Annotated in this window: 11 protein-coding genes; 7 read left to right on the top strand and 4 right to left on the bottom strand. The window is 61.7% G+C overall.

Annotation, left to right across the window (positions count from 1 at the left end; genetic code table 11):
* The first annotated feature begins 3 nt into the window (after nucleotides 1-3).
* The 5 genes from MJD61_05795 (at nucleotide 4) to MJD61_05775 (ending at nucleotide 9,003) form a co-directional block, all read left to right on the top strand.
* Nucleotides 4-2,184 carry a hypothetical protein gene (locus tag MJD61_05795; GenBank protein MCG8554791.1) on the top strand — a complete coding sequence of 727 codons (2,181 nt, stop codon included), beginning with the start codon at nucleotides 4-6 and terminating at the stop codon, nucleotides 2,182-2,184.
* Nucleotides 2,185-2,207: 23 nt separating this feature from the next.
* Complete coding sequence (locus MJD61_05790) at nucleotides 2,208-3,827, top strand: NADH-quinone oxidoreductase subunit M (GenBank protein ID MCG8554790.1); 1,620 nt, start codon at nucleotides 2,208-2,210, stop codon at nucleotides 3,825-3,827.
* Nucleotides 3,824-5,440 carry an NADH-quinone oxidoreductase subunit M gene (locus tag MJD61_05785; GenBank protein ID MCG8554789.1) on the top strand — a complete coding sequence of 539 codons (1,617 nt, stop codon included), beginning with the start codon at nucleotides 3,824-3,826 and terminating at the stop codon, nucleotides 5,438-5,440. Before MJD61_05790 ends, MJD61_05785 begins: the two co-directional genes overlap by 4 nt.
* Nucleotides 5,441-5,953: 513 nt before the next feature.
* Entirely contained in the window at nucleotides 5,954-6,856 is a 903-nt protein-coding gene (locus MJD61_05780; protein ID MCG8554788.1) for a penicillin-insensitive murein endopeptidase, read from the top strand.
* Between the two features lie 320 nt (nucleotides 6,857-7,176).
* Nucleotides 7,177-9,003 (top strand): hypothetical protein, encoded by a 1,827-nt coding sequence (locus tag MJD61_05775; protein MCG8554787.1) that lies wholly within the window; start codon nucleotides 7,177-7,179, stop codon nucleotides 9,001-9,003.
* Between the two features lies 1 nt (nucleotide 9,004).
* Here MJD61_05775 and MJD61_05770 read toward each other — a convergent pair whose 3' ends face one another.
* A complete protein-coding gene (locus MJD61_05770) occupies nucleotides 9,005-12,109 on the bottom strand; it encodes an error-prone DNA polymerase (GenBank protein ID MCG8554786.1) in 3,105 nt (1,034 codons plus the stop codon).
* A gap of 28 nt (nucleotides 12,110-12,137) precedes the next feature.
* Nucleotides 12,138-13,598 (bottom strand): DNA polymerase Y family protein, encoded by a 1,461-nt coding sequence (locus MJD61_05765; GenBank protein MCG8554785.1) that lies wholly within the window; start codon nucleotides 13,596-13,598, stop codon nucleotides 12,138-12,140.
* Between the two features lie 1,014 nt (nucleotides 13,599-14,612).
* Between MJD61_05765 and trkA the strand changes: the two genes are divergently transcribed.
* Nucleotides 14,613-15,941 carry a Trk system potassium transporter TrkA gene (gene trkA, locus MJD61_05760; GenBank protein MCG8554784.1) on the top strand — a complete coding sequence of 443 codons (1,329 nt, stop codon included), beginning with the start codon at nucleotides 14,613-14,615 and terminating at the stop codon, nucleotides 15,939-15,941.
* A 15-nt stretch (nucleotides 15,942-15,956) separates the two neighbouring features.
* Complete coding sequence (locus MJD61_05755) at nucleotides 15,957-17,426, top strand: TrkH family potassium uptake protein (protein ID MCG8554783.1); 1,470 nt, start codon at nucleotides 15,957-15,959, stop codon at nucleotides 17,424-17,426.
* Here MJD61_05755 and MJD61_05750 read toward each other — a convergent pair.
* The gene (locus MJD61_05750) at nucleotides 17,423-18,034 is read right to left on the bottom strand and encodes a lactate utilization protein (GenBank protein MCG8554782.1); all 612 of its coding nucleotides are present in this window, start codon (nucleotides 18,032-18,034) and stop codon (nucleotides 17,423-17,425) included. The genes MJD61_05755 and MJD61_05750 overlap by 4 nt on opposite strands.
* The coding region (locus MJD61_05745; protein ID MCG8554781.1) for an LUD domain-containing protein at nucleotides 18,031-19,224 on the bottom strand (1,194 nt) is incomplete at its 5' end. The genes MJD61_05750 and MJD61_05745, both read right to left, overlap by 4 nt.

Here is a 19,224-nt window from a genome sequence, read left to right as displayed (position 1 = left end):
CGGATGGAGAGCGAGCTACCATTTCACATATGGCTCACCGTGGTGTTGGTGCCGGGGCTGCCGCTGTTGGCATGTCTGTTGAACTGGGCCAACATTCTCACGGGCGAGCGGCTGTACTCGCAGTCGACCATGCAGCTGCTCACCTGGGGCTCGATTACCGCAGGATTCATCAACTCCTGGATCCTGCTCTACTACGTGTTGTTCGTGGATCCTACGCCTCAGCGCGTCGTCGTATGGACCTGGTTCGTAAGCGGTGATCTGAGAATCGAGCTCGCCTTCCTGCTGGATCGGCTGGCGGTGTTCATGATGATCGTCGCCACGATCTTTCCGGTACCGATCGCCTGGTTCTCGAGGAACTACTTCCAGATGGAGCGCAGCTACCCGCGCTTCTTCACGATCATGCCGATCCTGGTCGTGATGCTTGCCATGCTGGTTATGGGCGGCAACTACCTTACCTGCTTCCTGGGCTGGGAGGGCGTCGGATTGATGCTCTCGATGCTGATCGGCTTCCACTACGAGCGCCCGGTAGCGGTCAAGCATGCGACCAAGGCATCGCTGATGGGGCGCGTTGGCGATGTGGGCTTTCTGTTGGCCATCTTCATGATTGCCAAGGAATTCGGCACCCTCGATTACCTCGAAGTGCAGGATCGGATCGAAACGCAGGGCATCGACGAGGGGGTCGCGACTGCCATCGCGCTCTGCCTGCTGCTGGCCGCCATGGCGAAGTCGGCGCAGCTGCCTTTTTCAAGCTGGTTGACCACGGCGATGGAGGGGCCAACTCCTGCCTCGGCGCTCATCCACGCGGCCGTCCAGGACGGTGTGTATCTCGTTGGCCGCAACCACTTCTTTTTCGATCAGGCTCCAAACGCCCTTTTGATGGTCACGATCATCGGTGCTGCGACGGCCTTTTTCTCGGGCACCGTGGGTCTCGTTCAGACCCACATCAAGGGTATCCTGGCCTATTCCACGATTTCGCAGTTGGGGATCATGTTCGTCGCCTGCGGTCTGGGCTGGTATGCGGCCGGTGTCTTTCACATGCTCACCCACGCCGCGGTCAAGACGTACCTGTTCTTGACCAGTCCCTCGATCATCCACCATCTGCCCGGCGGGGCCGACAACAGCCAAAAACCGGAACGCAACCAAGGGCGCTTGTTGCATTACTTCTTCTTGTTGGGCGCGCTCGGCATGGTGCTGGTGCCGTTCTTTAGCGAATGGTTTCGAACGGAGATCTTGGGTCATGTGATCCAAAACCGGGGCGACTGGGTGTTGATTGCGTTCGTTTTCATGATGTTGTTTACGACTGCTTTCTACACGCGACGGTTGGTCAACGCCGCCTTTGCGCACCACGGGGGACACGGCGGGGACGACGAGCACGGGCACGAAGAAGCCCACGGCCACGGTCAGGGTGGCCATCACCACACTCCGTCCCCGGTCGTGCCCGCATTGCTGGCTTTCGGCGTCATGGCGCTGACCTGGGCTGCCGGCCTGCTGCCCGGTGGTTTCCTCGGCACCTGGTTTCAAGTCTACGTGGAGGGCAGCCGGGGCGATCCGTTCACCAGCGATGGCATTGCGCTGACGGCGAGCAACGCGTCACCGATTCTCGTGGGCATTGCTGCAGCGCTGCTCGTGCTCGTTTTCATGGCAGGCTGGCTCACGGCGCTCTACCACGACCGCTATCGAGTGGAAGCCGCGGACCTGTTGCCTTCACGCTGGAAGAGCTTCTATCTGCGGTTGCTGAACAAGTTCTACATCGATGAGATGTACGAAGCGTACACGGTACGCGCCGGCTGGCAGATCGGCCGCGCGCTCGAGCGCTTCGACACCAAAGTTGTCGACCGCGCCGTGGGTATCCCGCTGCCCACGGGGCGTGTTCCAGTTCCGTCGGCATTGGAGGGCCCGCCGCCCCGCGCCAAGGTCGCGCGCGAGGCCTGGAAGGAAGCACGCGCCACCATGCACACCGATCCGGTGGTCAATGCGCGGGGACTGCTTGGAGCACTGGCCAAGATCGCCGCGCTGCCCATGTCCTTCGTGGAAACCTACATCGTTCGCAAGGGGCTCAATGAGGGCACGGCCAACATCGTACTGCGTTTCGGCCACCTGCTCTTGCGCATCGAAGCCATGCTGGGCGGACCCCCGGCCATCGTCGCGGTCTTGCTACTCATCGTCCTGGTCGCATTCCTGTAGCGACGGTCGTCTGCGAGGCACCCATGCATCATCTTACCGAGCTAACTTCAGTCGAGCAGATCGGTTTTCCGATTCTAACCGCGTTGATCTGCCTGCCGCTTCTTGTCGCTCTGATCCTCAACTTGATCGAGGACGATCATCAGGCATACAAGATCGGTCTGGTCGGTGCCGGGCTCGAGGTCCTGCTGACGGTGGTCGTAGCGCTGAGCTTTCAGACGCATGGACCCGACCTGCAGTTCGTCGAGCACGGTGGGGGCGTTCCCGGTCTGGGTTTGAGCTACACGCTGGGCGTGGACGGCCTGAACTTGATGTTCCTGCCGCTGATCGCACTACTGACCTTCTTCGCGGTGCTGTTGACCGAGTTCTGCGTCCAGCAAGGAGTGAAGTGGTACTTGATCGCCATGCTCGCTTTTCAGGGCATGAAGATGGGGGCCTTTGTATCGCTCGACCTCATGCTGTTCTGGTTCTTTTTCACGGCGGAGCTGATCCCGGGTTGGTTCTTGATCACACGCTGGGGTACCGGTCAGAAGCGCCATGAAGCAGCGGTTCAGTACACCCTGATGATGCTCGGAGCAGCCGCGTCCATTCTCTTTGGGGTGCTGCTCCTGCGCGGTGAGGTGGGGCCGGACACGCCGCTGAACTATGCCACCTTGCTGGCATCCAGCATTCCGGCCGAGGCGCAAGGTCCGATCTTCTTGCTGTTGATGCTCGGGCTTGCCATCAAGCTGCCGATCGTTCCTTTCCACACCTGGTTGCCCCGGGTCTTGGCGGAGGGACCGATCGTGGCCATGACCGTGTTCCTGGTGGGGGTGAAGCTCGGCGCCTACGGCATCTTGCGTTTCGTGCTGCCGTTCCTGCCCGACGCCGCCCACGAGTACCTCGATATCGTCGCCGCGCTGGGCGCGACGAGCATTCTTTACGGTGGCGCAGCGGCCCTGGTCCAGGTCAACCTGCGGAGACTGCTCGCTTTCGGCAGCGTGGCGCACATGGGCGTCGTGGTCATCGGGCTGTTTTCCCTCAACTTCTACGGACTGCAAGGCGGCCTCCTTCACATGGCCAACCTCGGTCTGACGGGTGCGGGCCTGTTTTTTGTTGCGGCGTTTATTCACACGCGTCTTGGCCCTCAGGCTGCTTCGGTGCTGAGCGGCCTGTCGCACTCGACGCCGGTGCTCGCCGCCGTGTTTCTGGCGTTGGCGCTTGCGAGCATCGGGCTCCCGGGCACTTCCGGCTTCAACGCCGACCACCTGATCGTACTGGGCGCGTTGTCGACCCGCTGGTGGATGGCCGTGTTCTCGGCAGTCTGCGTATTCGTCACGGCCTGTTATTTCCTGCGCTATTTCAGACGGGCGTTTTTGGGTCCAATCCGGATCGCGGCCGTGCGTGACATGCCGGACCTGCGGCGCCGTGAGCTGTTCGTGGCCTGCGTGATCATAGGCATGGTGTTCACGGTCGGGCTGTTCACCGAGCCGTTCCTGCAGTCCACCCACGCGTCCCTGCACACAGTGGCTGAGAAGCTCGAACGGGGTGAGGGGCACGCCGGTGACAAGCCCCACGCTCGCATTGGTCCGGGCTTCCTTCGAGCCAAGCCAAGGCCGAAGCCCAGCGAGCGGCCGAATGCTCAGATCGCCGAGGTGCTTCGATGATTCCCCAGGAGATAGCTGCGGTCGATCAGATCGGATTTCCGATACTGTCTGTCGTTATTTTCTTTCCGTTGCTGTGGGCCCTGCTGCTCAATTTCAGCGGGGGCTCGCACGTGCGGGAGGCCGCCCTGGTGGGAGCGCTAACCGAGCTGGTTTTGACCTTGCTCGTAGCATTCAATTTCCAGATCGGCACCCCCGAGCTTCAGTTCGCGGAACAGTCCGCTTGGATGCCCACGCTAGGCATCACCTACCACGTGGGCGTGGACGGGATCAGCGTGCTGTTTCTGCCCGTGACCGCGCTGGCAACCGTGCTCCTGCTTCTGGCTTCGTGGGAGAACCGCAAGTTCATGCTCAAGCCCTACCTCATGGCGTTGCTCGCCGCCGAAACGACGACCATGGGTATCTTCGCTGCCGTGGACCTCGTGCTGTTCTTCGTGTTCTGGGAGCTCGCGCTGATTCCGGTCTTTCTGCTGATCAAGCTCTGGGGCGTTGGCGCAGAACGGCGCTACTCGGCGCAGAAGTACGTGCTGTACATGGTGGCGGGCGGGGCGCCGATGACCATCGCGATCATCCTGCTGGGCCTCAACTACCACGAGCATGCGCTCGCGCAGGGGCTCGAGCAGGCCTACTCGTTCGATTTCCCGGTCCTGTTGAACACGCCCATTTCCTTCCAGATGCAGGCGCTGATCCTGGTCTTGATGGGGGTCGCATTTGCGTTCAAGGGGCCGCTCTTTCCATTTCATACGTGGATGACCAGCACGCTCATGGATGCACCCGTGGCGGCGGGGGGACTCTTGGTTGGTTTCAAGCTGGGTGTGTTCGGTTTCATACGCTTTCTACTGCCGCTCGCGCCCGACGCTTTCACCGCGTACGGATCGATCATTGGGGTGCTGGCGCTGATCGCGATCATCTACGGCGCATTGATTGCGCTTGTGCAATCGAACTTTCGCAAGCTGTTGGCTTATGCGAGCGTAAGCCACGTGGGCGTTGCCATGCTGGGCATGGTGGCGGCCAACGGGCAGGCGCTGCAGGGCGTGATCATGACCCTGGTGAATCTGGCCGTAACGGGTACAGGGCTGTACCTGCTGATCATGTTCGTGCAGGATCGGCTGGGCTCGACGGACCTCGCCGCGTGCGGGGGTCTGACGTGGCACATGCCAAAGCTCGGCACCATGGTGTTCCTCGTGGGCCTGTCGTTCATCGCAATGCCGGGGACGGCCGGGTTCACGGGGGAGGTGTTGATCTTCATCGGGGCGTTCAAGGCGAACTGGATCTATGCCGTGATCGGTGTCTTGGGCGTGATCCTGAGCGCGGCCTACTTCCTGGTGTGGCATCAGCGAGGCTTTTGGGGCACGTACACACGCAAGACCTTGCAGATTCCCCCGGACGCCTCCGGGCGGGAGCTCGTGGTGGGGTTCGCTACGCTGGCCGTGATCCTCTACATCGGGCTGTATCCGACGCCGATGCTCGACATGACCAGCGCCTCGGTGCAGAAGCTGGTCGAGCGTGTAGAGCAGGGCGCCACGCAGGATGTGGTGGCCAACGGCGGGCCGCGGCACGGGCATCCTCCACGTCCGCTGTCGGTGGAGCTGGCGAGCGTCGGCGCCCCCAACTAGCCTCGAGTTTGGCGGTTGTCGCGGCTGCAATCCCCGGGAAAACCGGCATTTCGGCGTTGCTCCTCCTCAAAATGCCACCAGCATTCCTCGTCGTTGCGCCTTGAACTGCCAGATTTCGCGGCGATTTCGCTCACAAAAACCGCCAAACTCGAGACTAGCCGTTGGCCGCGGTCCTGGGTGCCCACGACCACGACCGCCGGTGGTGGCGCTCGGAGCTTCGAATCCGAGCTTCGAATCCGAGGAGCGTGACCGGCGTCCAGTTGGTATAGTGTGCGGTTCGCTTTGAACGATCGACATGGCGGCGGGCCGAGGCCGAGGGGTCGGCGCCCGTGCGGGGTCGCGTGCGCTGCAGCGGGAATCGGCCTGCTCTTGCCAGCGTTGCCTGCGGGGCCTTCAAGGGCCGACCCCCCGGTCGCCGGTGCCCATCGAGCCGCGCGACCAGCAGCGGCCGCGAGAGCCGGCCCGAGACCGGTCGCGCCCCCTGCCGATGCGACGGGGCGCAGCCGGCGGTCGGTGATCAGACGCGTGCTCGATTTGAGACCGGCACACAGTACGTCGATAGGGGGCGCCGCTGCGGGGCGCCTCGAAGGCGCCGCCGTGCTGCCCCGGCAGGGGCCGGGCTTCGTCCACAGATCCCGCCGCAAGGCTGACGCACGCTACGGCACGGTCGAGCTCGTGCAAGCACTGGTGCAGGCCGCGGCGCGTGTTGGTCGCGAGCTTCCGGGCGGGCGGCTGGTGGTGAACGACCTGAGCCATCGGCGCGGTGGCCCGATCGCGCACCATGGCTCCCACCAGAGCGGTCGGGACGTGGATGTCCTGTTCTACTTGACCGACCCTGATGGCAGACCGCTGCCCTCGGTTGCAGCGCCGATCGATCCCACCGGAGCCGGCACCGACTACAAGGACCTGGTCGATCCCAGCGACGACGTGCCGCTACGTCTGGATGTCGCCAGAACCTGGCTTTTTGTACAGTCGCTGATCGAGTACGCCGGCAGCTCGCTCCAGCGTGTTTTCGTGGTCGAACATGTCCGCGGCTTGCTGCTGGAGCATGCGAAGCGAGTCGGCGCCCCCCGCCATGTGTGGCAGCGCTTCGGTCAGATCACGTGTCAGCCTGGGTTCGCGCACGACGATCACATGCACCTGCGCTTCTTCTGCAGCGCCGGGGACATCAGGCGCGGCTGCAAGGATGCGCATCCAGTCTATCCGTGGCATAGGCGGCGGCTCTCGGAGAGCGGCGTTCGGCCCGTGATCGCCCGCTACGACAAGGCTCAGCGCGGCGCCGCCGCAGACAGGACGGTGTCAGAAGAGGAGGCACGTGCGGCCATGGGACCCATGCACCCCAGCGTGCGTGCCTTCCTCGACTGGCGGGAGAGCTGGGTCAAGAGGCCGCACCCTGGCCGACCCTTCTGCCGCTGAGGTTAGGGGGGCCGGCGATCGCATCCAGCCTGCGCGGCCGGTCTCGAGCGGTTATTCTTGGACGGAACCTTAGGCGCAGGACCGGTCGACGTTTGCGCAGCGCCGCCGACGTTGGGGAAAGGGCAGCTGCCCCGGGTTGGGACTTTTTTCGGGAGCCGACGTGGCGCGACAGCGCATCTAAGTAGGGAGGTCTGGGTTGACTCTCCGCTGGCACCTGGGCTAGCCAGGTGCTGTCGCGGGTCTGCGCTTGTGTGGCAGGCACGGCAGACGAGGGCGGAGGCGCATACGCCGGCACAGACCGGCAGGCTCAGGAGGATCGTGTGAGGCGTCGAACGCTCGTCTTTCTCGCTCTGATCTGCTTGTCGTACGGTTGTGGTGGCGACGATGCTGGACCCGCAGGCGGCGGGGCGGGCGTTGGTGGTGTAACCGGGGCCGCAGCAGCGGCAGGCGCGATGGCGGGAGCAGGCGCCGGCACGATGGGCGGCGGCTTGTGCGAGAACTGGCCCCCCAAGGGTGCGGCCAAGAGCTGCGCGGCCCAGGGTATGGGCAGCCCGAACGCGTGGGCACGCTGCATGGGGGGCATTGGAGACGACGACGGCGAGGCGATCGCAGTTGGGCCCGACGGCAGCATCTTCGTGGGCGGCGCCTTCGGCGAAACCATCGACATCACGGAGCTTCCGGGTCTGACCATGTGCTCGGACGTCACTCCGGCCGATTTTCTGGTAGCAGGCTGGCACGATGGCACGCTCATGCAATCGCTGGGTGGCGAGGACATGTTCGTGGCGAAGTTGACGCCTACGGGGGACCTCGCCTGGGTCAAGACGTTTGGGGGTCCGGCCGACGAAGGGGAGGTACGCGCCCTGGCGGTCGACCCCAACGACGGCACCGTGGCCGTGGCCGGTGATTTCGCTGGCACGGTCATGGTGGGCAGCACGATGCTGAGCTCCGACGCATCCAAGGACTTCTTTGTTGCCGATCTGAACGGCGACACGGGCGCGGTGGATTGGGCTCAGGCCGTCATGGTCGTTCCGAAGCCGCGCAACGACGCACGCGATTCTCGCCCGTACGCCGTGGGCGTCGATCCAGTGTCGGACGACATCATCGTGACCGGTTACTTCGAGGGCACCGCGACGTTCGGCGTTGGGCAAGCGGGAGCAAAGACCTTGACGGCGTTGGGCGGCAAGGATGCCTTCGTCGCCGAGTACGACCATATGGGCACGCTTCGTTGGGCCGACGATATCGGCGGCGCCGAGGATGACTCCGAGGGGCGCGGCGTGACCGTCGAGCCCGACGGCAGCTACGTCGTCAGCGGGACGGTGGCAGGCAAAACGGAGGAGCACTTCATGGGAGCTCTGGGCATGCACGAGGTCGTGCTGACGCCCTATTCCGCGGCCGGGATGGCGCGCCCGGGCGGCGTGCTGTCGGACGGCTTCCTGGTGCACTACGATCACGATGGACGCGTTTTGTGGGGCACGAACATGGGTTATCCGGGCCAGGACGCCCGCGCCTGGGGCGTGACGCACGACGCGCTGGGCAATCTGTACGTGACCGGCCGCTACGACGACTGCCTCTACCTTCGCAGGCTACCCGTGCTGCCGGTGCCGGTCGGCACCGTGCTACCGGCGGGGGCACCGCCCGCGACCCAAGGGTGCGAGCCGGGAGCCGAGCACGAGGCGATCCAGGCCCTGGGTGACCACGACGCCTTCCTCGCCAAGTACGATCCAGCGGGCATCCTTCAGTGGGTCCGCACCGCGGGTGGCCCGCTATCCGACGCCGGCTGGTCGGTGGCGGCTCATGCGCCTCCGGGGGCCCCAGCAGCCATCTACCTCGGTGGCCGCTTTCAGGGCGACGCCATGTTCGGAGCTCACCCCGTCAGCGTTCATCCAGCCACGGTCGACAAGATGCACGAAGACGATGCCTTCCTCGCCAAGTACGACGAGCAAGGTCAGGTGGTCTGGGTCAAGACGCTGGGCGGTCCCGGAGATGACTGGCTCTATACGGTTGCCACCGGGATGCAGGGGGAGATCACGGCGATCGGCCACTTCCGTTCCAAGGTCAGCTTCGAGCTCGGCACTCCTAACCAGATCGAGTTCAGCGCCGCCGGCGTCGACGAAGACGTGTGGTTTGCGCGCTGGGCCCCGCAGTGACCTAATGGAAGTCACGGCTTGCGCTACGGATGGGTTGGCTGCTCAGCTTGGGTAGCCATAAGGAGTCCGCCACCAGGTGAACCACCGTACCCTCGACCTGCAGCTTACCGCTGACGCCTAGAAAGGATGCGGTCTTCGCGACCACTGCGAAGCGCGCGAAAACCCTCTTTCGAACCACCACGTTGACGAAGCCGGTCTCGTCCTCCAGCGTCATGAACGTGATTCCGGAGGCAGTACCCGGCCGTTGGCGGCAGATGACAAGCCCCGCATAGCGTACTGCACTTTTGTCAGGCAACCGGTTCAGGCTGCGCGCATCCGGAAGTTTCTGCGCCCGAAGCTCGCTGCGAAGCACGGACAGAGGATGGCCTCGCGTGCTGTGGTGACTCGCGCGATGGTCCCAGTGGATAAGCTCCGCGCGGCTGAGCCTGGCAAAGCCAGGCTGCCCACCTTGAGCCTCGACTGCGAGCGGAGTCTGCGGCCGGCCTGCGAGACCAAGCAGCTGCCACAGCGATTCGCGTCGTGTAGGCGCCAGCGACTCGAACGCGCCCGCCTCGTTGAGCGAAAGCAGCTTAGGGCGTGAAAGTCCTGTACGGCGCACGAAATCAGCCACGTTCTCGAAGTTTCGAGCGTCGCGCGCGCTATCGATCTTCTCCCAATCCCTCCTCCCCAACGCATTCACGTACCGTAGCCCCATGCGCAAAGCATATCCACCTTGCGTTCCCGCGCTTTCCAGTGTGCAATCCCACAGGCTCCTGAGCACATCGGCCGAGAGCACCTTCACGTCGTGGCGTCTTGCATCCTGCACGATGCTGGCCACGCTATAAAAACCCATCGGCTGCGCGTTCAGCAAGGAGCAATAGAAAGCGACCGGATAGTGGCAACGTAACCACGACGTCGCATAACTGATGAGCGCGAAGCTTGCAGCGTGACTCTCCGGAAAACCGTATTCCCCAAAGCCTCGAATTTGATTGAACACCCGCTCTGCAAACTCCTTGCAGATTCCATTTTGCATCATACGTGATATCAAGCGCTCGCGATGTTTTTCGATACGGCCGCTACGCCGCCAGGCCGCCATGTCCCGACGCAGCTGGTCCGCCTCACCCGGAGTGTAATCTGCGGCCACGACGGCCAAGCGCATAACCTGCTCTTGAAACAGTGGTACCCCCAGCGTCTTTTTCAGGACTGGCTCGAGACAGGGGTGTGGGTAGTCCACCCTTTCTTCCTGATTACGACGCCGCAGATAGGGATGCACCATGCCACCCGTGATGGGTCCCGGTCGCACGATGCTCACCTCGATGACCAAGTCGTAGAAATTTCGGGGGCGCAAACGCGGCAGCATCGCCATCTGCGCACGGCTCTCGATCTGAAATACACCCAGGGTGTCTGCACGCCCGATCATTGCAAAAGTGGCAGCATCATCCGGAGGGATCGTAGCCATATCCATCTGCACACCATAATGCCGATCGAGCAATGTAAAGGCTAAATTCAGTTGTCTCAGTGCGCCAAGCCCCAGTAAATCAACCTTGAAAAGCCCCAACGCCTCCACGTCATCCTTATCCCATTGAATCACGGTGCGGTTCTGCATGCTCGCATTCTCGATAGGTACAAGCGTGCTGACTGGTTCGTGTCCCAACAAAAAGCCACCGGGATGGATCGACAGATGCCGAGGGAAATCCAATACTTGGGGTACGAGCTCGACCAAGAGTCTCCAAGGGCCGGATTCGACATCGATATTGGCCTGCCGCAGCGTGCTCGGATCCAGCCCGTCCCAGTAACTCAAGAACTTTGCCGCTGCATCCAGCATGGTTTCGGAGATACCCAGTGCCTTGCCTATTTCACGAACTGCCGAACGGCTGCGGTAGCGGACGACATTGGCTACCATGGCCGCGTGGCTACGCCCGTATTTTGAATAGACGTGTTGAATGACTTCCTCGCGTCGATCGTGCTCGATATCGAGGTCGATATCCGGAGGCTCGGCCCGTTCGACCGACAAAAAGCGTTCAAAGAGGAGGTTCATGCGCACCGGATCGATCGCGGTAATCCCAAGACAGAAGCAGACCGCCGAGTTTGCTGCCGAGCCTCGACCCTGACACAGGATGTCGTTTTCCAGGCAGAACTCCACGACGTCCCGCATGGTCAAGAAGTAGCCATCGTAATCAAGCTCGCGGATCACACGAAGCTCCTTTTCGATTTGATCCCGAACCGCAACGGGAACTGCTCCAGCGTAGCGTCTGCGGGCGCCCTCGTAGCAGAGCGCCCGCAATCGTTGAAAGGAGGTCATGCCGTCCGGCAGGCTCTCGGAGGGGTAACGATAACGCAGCTCCGACAAGGAAAAGCGGCAACGCTCGGAGATCGCTAGCGTGCGTTGAACGGCATCTGGAGCATCGGCAAACAGGGCCTGGAACCTCTCGGGGCTCAGGAGATCGTGCTCCGAATTGGGCTTGAGGCGCCGGCCGGCAGAGTCCAGTGTCACCCCATGACGGATGCATGTCAGCACATCCTGCAACCGACTTCGCTCCCGCGTGTGATAAAGCACTTCGGTGCCTGCAACCAAGGGTAGCTCGTAGTGCAGTGCGTGTCGGCGTAGATGCGCTTCCTGCTTCAGCTCGATCGCCTCCCAGTGACGCGTTAGCATGGCGTAAAGGCGATCGGCGAAGGCTTCCTTGAGCGAATCCGCAACAGCACCAGGGTCGGCTTCACGCGTTAGCAGACTGGCTTGGCCTCCCCACAACGCCAGGAGCCCAGCCGCATGCTGATTGACCTCGTTCCAGGAAACAACGCACTTGCCCTTGGGAGCACGCTGCTGTCCTCGAGTCAGCAGCTCGCACAAGTTGGCATAGCCCTTACGCTGCTCGACGAGCAGTAGAAGAAACGTATCGTCATCGAGGGTGATCTCGCTGCCCAAGATTAGCTTGTGGCCAAGCTCTCGGGCTTTGACATGCCCTTTTACGACTCCGTACAATCCATTCCGGTCGCACAGCCCGATGGCGGGTAAACCGAGCGCAAAGCTCGTCTCGACGAGCTCCTGGGGAGAGCTCGCACCCTCCAGGAACGAATAATGACTTTTGCACCACAAGGGAACGTAGGGCTGGGCGGCTCGATTCACAGGCCAAAATGAGCAAGGATCGGATCGATCATTCGACTCTTCCGTGTGCAAACCACTGTTTGCGGTATCCGTCATAAAAGCACCAGTACAAATTATCATCTTTGTCTTGGAGAAAGTAATATTCTCGGGTAATCAGGCGGTGCCACCATCCACCATCGAAAATATGGGGACCTCCGGTGAGCAGCTCGGAAGATGCATCGACAGGTTCTGCCGTGATCGTTGAAAGCAGTTTTGGCTTGACAAAAAAGCGGCGCACCAGCTGTCGTGTTCTTACTTCGTGGCTTTTTTGTTGAGGAGCTTGGAGCCGAACAAGAGGCTTTTGGATAAAGCGTGCTTCAGGCAAGTGAGCGTCAGTCAAACGGGCGTAGCATACGGATTGCTCACCAAATTCGGCGCGTATGCGTGCTAGCGCACGGTTGGCGGCAGAAAAACTGTGGCGATTCACATCCTGGAACAAGCACAGCTGCTCCGGGAATACGCGCTGACCAAGTACTTCCAAGCGGATCTCGATCACGGCCGCAGGCAAAGGTGCCCGGTCGAGCCGTAAACGAACGAGATCAACAAGCTGTGCTGCATCGAGTGTAGGCGCAGCGGTGCGCAGGTATTCATGTCGTAACGAGTGTCGTTCGAGCTTGAAACACAAAGCCAGCTCGACGGCGGCCTCGTGCCTGTGACGCAGGATTCTCAATAGAGGATTAAGCTGGCGTTTGATCGAAAACAGGAGCCTGTGGTTATCGTGTTCAGGGGGCTCGAGGTTGACATGTGCCTGGACGGGCTCGAGCTCAGGCTCCGGAATAAGAGGATCCCAAGCCTTCCCGCCAGCTAAATGATGTAACAAGCCGAGGTCTTTTCCGAATCGCGCGACGAGATCGCTGTTGGAAAAAGGCAAAAAATCACCTATAGTTGCTATGCCAAGGTGATTTAGATGGTGCAGTATCTCGGTAGATATTGATAGATTTTCTAGTGGTGTTTTTAACAAAGAGTGTCTTTCGGAGGCTTCGGAGGCAAAGTAGGTTATCGAACGGGGATTTGTTTTGGAGGCTGCATAAGTACCAAGTCGGCTGAAACCGATGGCAACGCTTGATGTGAATCCGAGTTTTTGAAGATTTGAGCGTAGGCGTTGAGCCCATACATAGAGAGAAGAATGGAGACGAAGGAGGCCGGTGGCGTCGAGCCAAAAGATTCCAGGGGGGTCTGTAGCGGGCTCGATTCCCGGGGAAAAAGCACGCAGCTCCAGTGTGAGACGTTCGACGCAATGGCCGATTTCTTCGTTGGAGACGCTGCCCGCCTTGAGCCTGGGGCTCAACGATAGGCCTGCGGCGTACCTCAAGCCAGGAACGATCCCGTGATGGCGCGCTTGCTCGGTGACCCACAGGATTCGAGCAAGGGGTTTGACTTCAGCTACTACGGCGACGGGGTCGGACGACCAGTGGGGTTTTTTGCGCAGCAAAAGCTGAAGTGGTAAGGCGGGGACGTCAACGCAGGCCATCCGGTCCACTGAACACCTCGAAATGAGACCAGCCATGAGCTCGCCGTTTGTCCTTGAGGGCTTTGAGCTCGCAAATGTAGCGACGGCTAGCATGCCGCTTCCGAGTGGTCTGTCCTCGCAAGCAAATGAGGGAGCCGAGGGAAACCGCTTCGGGGTCTTTATGCGTGAGCAGGACAATTGCCGTGCCGTGGCGTTGGGCGAGAGCGCGCCAACGTGACTGAATCGCTAGGGGTAGCTGGCTCACTGAAGCATGGAGGGGGGCCATAGGAGCAGGGCGGGAGGCTACAGGGGCAGGGTGGGTAGCTATGCCTGAAGCAAGATCCACGACGATGAGACCAAAGGCTCCCGAACGTGTGAGATGGTCGGTGGCACGGCGGATGGCTTTCAGATCCGGCAGCTGAAGAATCACGAGTGCATCTAGATCCACCCCGTTGACAGCAGCATCGGGGGGGTAAAACAGCTGCTGGCGGTGCGTGACCCAGGCACAGGGTTCGTGCTGGGCTTGGGCGCCGGCGACCAATTCGAGGGCCAGGCTGAGAATGGCACCCTTACCGTTTCCCGAGAGCTCGACCAAGCGACTGCAAAGTGCGGGGTAGGTAAAGCCGCCACCAGCAGTCGCCGAATGCAGTTGAAGCCGGGTGTGTTCAGTGCTTTTTGGCAAAGCGGCTGCGGCCTGAATGCGTGGCTGCGGCACGGATGCAGGCGCGGGCAGGTGATGATCGATGGTCCCGAGGGGCAGCGACCGCGCCACACGCTGGGAAAAAGGATCGGCGTTGCTGGGCATTGCGGTTCGAGTGACAGCGCGGTTCGAGTGACAGCGCGGTTCAGAGTGACAGATCCCCGAATACTGTGCAAGTGTTTAGTGGATTTTGCGAGCAGCCTTCATCGGAAGCGAAGTGATTACAAGGGGTTCCTCGCAGATGACTCAGATGACGGCCTTGTGCTGCTGTGGTAGGGGGAGCTCCCGGCCCGAGGCTGCTGAACGTGAAGGTCCTGATCGCAGGCAACGATGTGGTGGGCTATCGCATAGCCGCCGCGCTGGCGGCGAACCATGAGGTTACTCACCTGGGTCCGGAGTCCACGGTCAGCCCCCGCTTCGAGCGACTCGACTGTCAATCCATCATGGGTTCGGTCACAGCTCCGAACATGCTGACCGACGCTCGGGTCGGGGGCGCAGACGTGTTCGTCGCCTGCACGACCAACGACGAACAGAACATAGTTGCCTGCCTTGCTGCCCAACGGCTGGGTGCCAAGCGCACCTTTTGCATTCTTACAAGGCCGGGCTTTCTCAATGTAGGTCGTGATGACGCATCTCTTGCAGAATCGTTGGGCATCGATCAGGTGATTCGCCCTGCCGAGCAGCTTGCAGATGAGATCATCCGCATCGTCACTGTGCCTGGAGCACTCGATGTAGAGGATTTCGCGGACGGACGCGTGCGTTTGTTGAGTTACGCCGTCGAACATGGAGCTCCCATCACCAAGAGGCCCCTCAAATCCTTGTCGTTGCCGCGTGACACCCTTTTGGTGATGCTGCGCCGTGGCGACGAGATGATTATTCCACGCGGCGAAACCAGTGTAAGGGCCGGCGACAAGGTGGTAGCAATGGGCCGCTGGCGTGCACTCAGGAATTTGCTTTTTCGCTTCCTACGAAGCGAGAAACACGTAGTTGATGCGCGCTCAGCCACCATCGTTGGCGCGGGCACGGTTGGTGTCGCCGTCGCCCGAGGGCTCGAAGAAGCGCGCTGGCAGGTCAAGTTGATCGAGCAGGATCGATTTCGTTGTGAACAGGTTGCGGGCGAGATCGACTCCTTGGTGCTTCGCGGCGACGGCGCCGATCTGGATCTACTGGAGGCAGAGAACGTAGGTGATAGCTCGGTGCTTGTAGCCGTGACCAACAACGATGAAAAGAATCTCTTGGTCTCCTTGCTTGCCAAGCATCTCGGCGTGCCACGTATAGTCACGCGCGCCGACCGCCTTGCCAACGAACGCATGTTCGAAAAAGTCGGGATCGATGTCGTGCGCTCTGCCCACGGTGCGGTCATTCGATCGGTGGTCTCTTCGATCGATGAGAGCCAATCGTCCATACTCGCAGAGCTGGAGCACGGTGATGTGCGTGTGATCGAGCTGGAGCTTCCGACCAGCTTTCCCACGACGTCGCTCAAAGAGCTGCGCCCGCCGACTTTTTCAACCGTGGGCTCCATCATGCGCGACCGCAGCATCATCATACCGAGCGGAGCCGATACTCTTCGGCCCGGCGACCACATCCTGGTATTTTGTTCGCGTGACGACGCCGACGATACCCGCGCATTCTTCTGTAATCCAAGCGAGTTCCGCGCCGACTAGAGCGCGCACATTCTCATGCGGTTGGTTCTAGTTTTTGGTCTGGTGGGGCAGCAGCTGAGGTTCTTCAGCCTGGGCTTCATACCACCTCTGATCTTGGCACTAGTGGACGGTCACCGGGATACGTTTACACACTTTTCCATAGCCCTGACATCCACGTTTGTCGTGGGAGCCATCAGCAGCTACCGGTTCCCCAAGAGCCTTGTTTTCCACCGCGCCGAGGCGCTGGCTGTCGTGGCCTTCACCTGGTTGATACTAGGGATATTCGCCGCTATCCCCTATGTCCTCGCAGATCTGTCGCTTGCGGACGCATTGTTCGAGTCCTTTTCTGGACTTACTGCAACCGGGGCGACGGTGCTTACGGATTTCTCGAGATACAATCGTGCCTTCTTTCTATGGCGCGCAATGACCCAGTGGTTTGGAGGCCTTGGAGTGATTGCGCTTTTTGTGGTTATTCTACCACGTTTGGGCATTGCGGGACGCCAGATGTTCTTTGCCGAAGCATCCGGCGCGGCCGGAGAAGCTATCAGCCCACAGGCACGCCAGGGGGCCCGCAAGCTGTGGCTTTTATACACGGTGCTCACGCTCGTCCTCGCGATCGTGCTGATGATCTGCAGCATGACACCCTTCGAGGCCTTCGCTCATGCGCTGACCACCATGTCGGCCGGGGGGTTTTCACCTCACAGCCAGTCCATCGCAGGTTATGCCAATCCAGCAGCCGAGTGGGTGCTGATTGTCTTCATGCTGCTCGCAGGATCGAGCTTCACTTTGCAGTGGAAGGTGTTTACGGGCCGCTCTCCTGGCTTTCTGACCGATGGGGAATTCCTGTTCTACAGCAGCATCGCGCTTGTTGTGACCCTCGTCGCCGCGGCACGCCTGGCAGGGGATCTGCCGGCGTTTGCAGATCTCAGAGTCGCAGCGTTCCAGGTCGTGAGCTTGATGACCAGCACCGGCTACGCCAGCGTCGACTATAACCTGTGGGATGATTCGCTCCGGGTGCTGCTGGTGGTCGTCATGCTGGTCGGCGGTTGCGCAGGTTCGGCTGCGGCAGGTCCCAAGGCGGTGCGGCTTCTGCTCGTGATAAAGCACATCGCTCGGGAGATGACCCAGGTGCTGCACCCGCGCGCGGTGCGACCGCTGCGTTACGGAGGTCGCATCGTCCCGCCCGAAATCATGCGGGCCGTGTTCACACTGGTCTTCTTGTATCTGTTTGGATACTTTGCGCTGGGTGTCGTGCTAGTAGCAAGCGGCGTGGAATGGATCACGGGCTTCTCCGCTGCGCTGTCGTGTTTGGCCAACATCGGCCCTGGTTTCGGGGTAGCGGGTCCGATGGGGAGCTACGCGAGCTTTTCGGACTGGAACAAGCTTTTGCTGGCCGCCGCCATGTGGATCGGTCGCCTCGAGGTGGTGACCGTCCTGGCGCTGCTCCATCCCCATGTGTGGCGCAATCTGCATCTGGGCTGGCGACAGCGGACCGGCGGAAACTAGCCCGCGCCAGCGTCGGTTTCGTCCCACAGGAGCACCGTGGCCGAGCGAGGTCCGTGGGCGCCTATCACCAGGGACTGCTCGATATCGGCCGTTTTGGACGGCCCGGACACGAATACGCCGAAGCCCGGCTCGCTGAACGTCAGCCGCGCGTAGGCCTGGTGCATATTGTCGACCACGGCGCTTGCCTCGAGCACGAACACCACGTGCTGCGCTATGAACAAGGCAACACGTTGCGCAAGCTCGCTATCGTCGATCCACAGGGCACCGTTTTCCGCCACCCCAAACTGCGCTTGAGCGATGATGACGTCGAGGTCCTCGAGCTCGTGGGGATCGCGGATCGTCTCGAGCTCTACGTTGCCGGCCACCAGATCCGGCAGCAAGCTGCAGCGACGCTCCGCGCTGTTGACCACAGCCAAGCCGGACAGGGCCTGCGGCAGCAGCTCTCGGCTTGCGAAACACAGGGCCTCGCCGCCGACGGCTCGGAAGCTCTCGACGAACTGCCTGCTTGGTTCCGCATAACGCAGTGCCGGACCGAACGGCGCCGGAGCCTGCGTGGGCTCGTGTCTGGTGGCACGCAGGGCGCGAAGGATTCGGTCGCGGCTGTTCAACTGGATCCTGCCTTGTGCCCTGCGCGCCGTCGTCGCACGAGCTCCCGGAAGCTCTCGGGCGCCACCTCGGGCAACTCGCGCTCTTTGCCCCACGCGTTGAGCCGGCAATACAGCATCCAGCGGGGCAGCCGACCCGTACCTTGCCGAAACACCTTGGCGGCCAGCTCGTACATCCGGGGTCGCGCGAGCACGGCTGCGGCGGCCTGGCTTAGCTGCCGGCGGTGCCAGGGCAGCAGCTTGCGTTTACCCAGTTCCATGCGCCAGCCGAGCAGCTGGTGATGCAGATCGATCTTGACGGGGCACACGTCCGTGCACGAGCCGCATAGACTGCAAGCAAACGGCAGGCTGCCGTGCTGCTCGGCATCCTTCGCAGGCGCCAGAATCGAACCGATGGGCCCGGGCACACTCACGCCGTAGCTGAAACCACCGCTGCGCCGGTAGACCGGGCAGGTGTTCATGCAGGCGCCGCAGCGAATACAGTGCAGCGAGCGGGCGAACTCGGCCTGGCCACGTAGATCGGTGCGTCCGTTGTCCACCAGCACGATGTGCAGTTCGGCTCCCGGGCGCGGCCCATGGAAATGCGAGGTGTAGGACGTGATCGGCTGACCGGTTGCCGAGCGCGCCAGCAGGCGCAGGAAGACCGCGAGATCTTGCACCCGCGGGATGATCTTCTCGAGTCCCATGCAGGCGATGTGCAGCTTGGGCAGCGATGCACCCAGGTCGGCGTTGCCTTCGTTGGTGCAGATCACGATGCCGCCGCTCTCCGCCACCGCGAAGTTGACCCCCGTGATTCCGGCCTGCGCTTGCATGAATTCTCGCCGCAGGTGCTTGCGCGCCGCGCGGGTCAAGTACTCCGGATCCGAAGCGCCTTTGCGCGTGCCCAGATGATCGTGAAAGGTGGCGCCAACCTGCTTCTTGGTCAGATGGATCGCAGGCAGCACGATGTGGCTCGGTGGCTCGTTGCGCAGCTGAACGATGCGCTCGCCGAGATCGGTATCCACCACGCGGATACCCTCGCGCTCGAGATAAGGGTTCAGGTGGCACTCCTCGGTCAGCATCGACTTGCTCTTGACCACGCGGGTCACACCATGCTGGCGCAGGATCCCAAGGACGATGCGATTGTGTTCGGCGGCATCGCTCGCCCAGTGGACCTGCGCTCCCAGGCGCCGGGCGTGAGTCTCGAAGGTCTC

The organism is Pseudomonadota bacterium, from assembly GCA_022361155.1.
Classification (GTDB): domain Bacteria; phylum Myxococcota_A; class Polyangia; order Polyangiales; family JAKSBK01; genus JAKSBK01.
The sequence above is the reverse complement of the archived record's forward strand: the minus strand, read 5'-3'. Positions and strand labels throughout refer to the sequence as shown.

What these genes read in the sequence shown, in the direction of transcription:
- MJD61_05795 (MCG8554791.1), top strand. Translation starts at nt 4, where the DNA reads ATGGAGAGCGAGCTACCATTTCACATATGGCTCACCGTGGTGTTGGTG.
- MJD61_05790 (MCG8554790.1), top strand. Translation starts at nt 2,208, where the DNA reads ATGCATCATCTTACCGAGCTAACTTCAGTCGAGCAGATCGGTTTTCCG.
- MJD61_05785 (MCG8554789.1), top strand. Translation starts at nt 3,824, where the DNA reads ATGATTCCCCAGGAGATAGCTGCGGTCGATCAGATCGGATTTCCGATA.
- MJD61_05765 (MCG8554785.1), bottom strand. Translation starts at nt 13,598, where the DNA reads ATGGCCTGCGTTGACGTCCCCGCCTTACCACTTCAGCTTTTGCTGCGC.
- MJD61_05755 (MCG8554783.1), top strand. Translation starts at nt 15,957, where the DNA reads ATGCGGTTGGTTCTAGTTTTTGGTCTGGTGGGGCAGCAGCTGAGGTTC.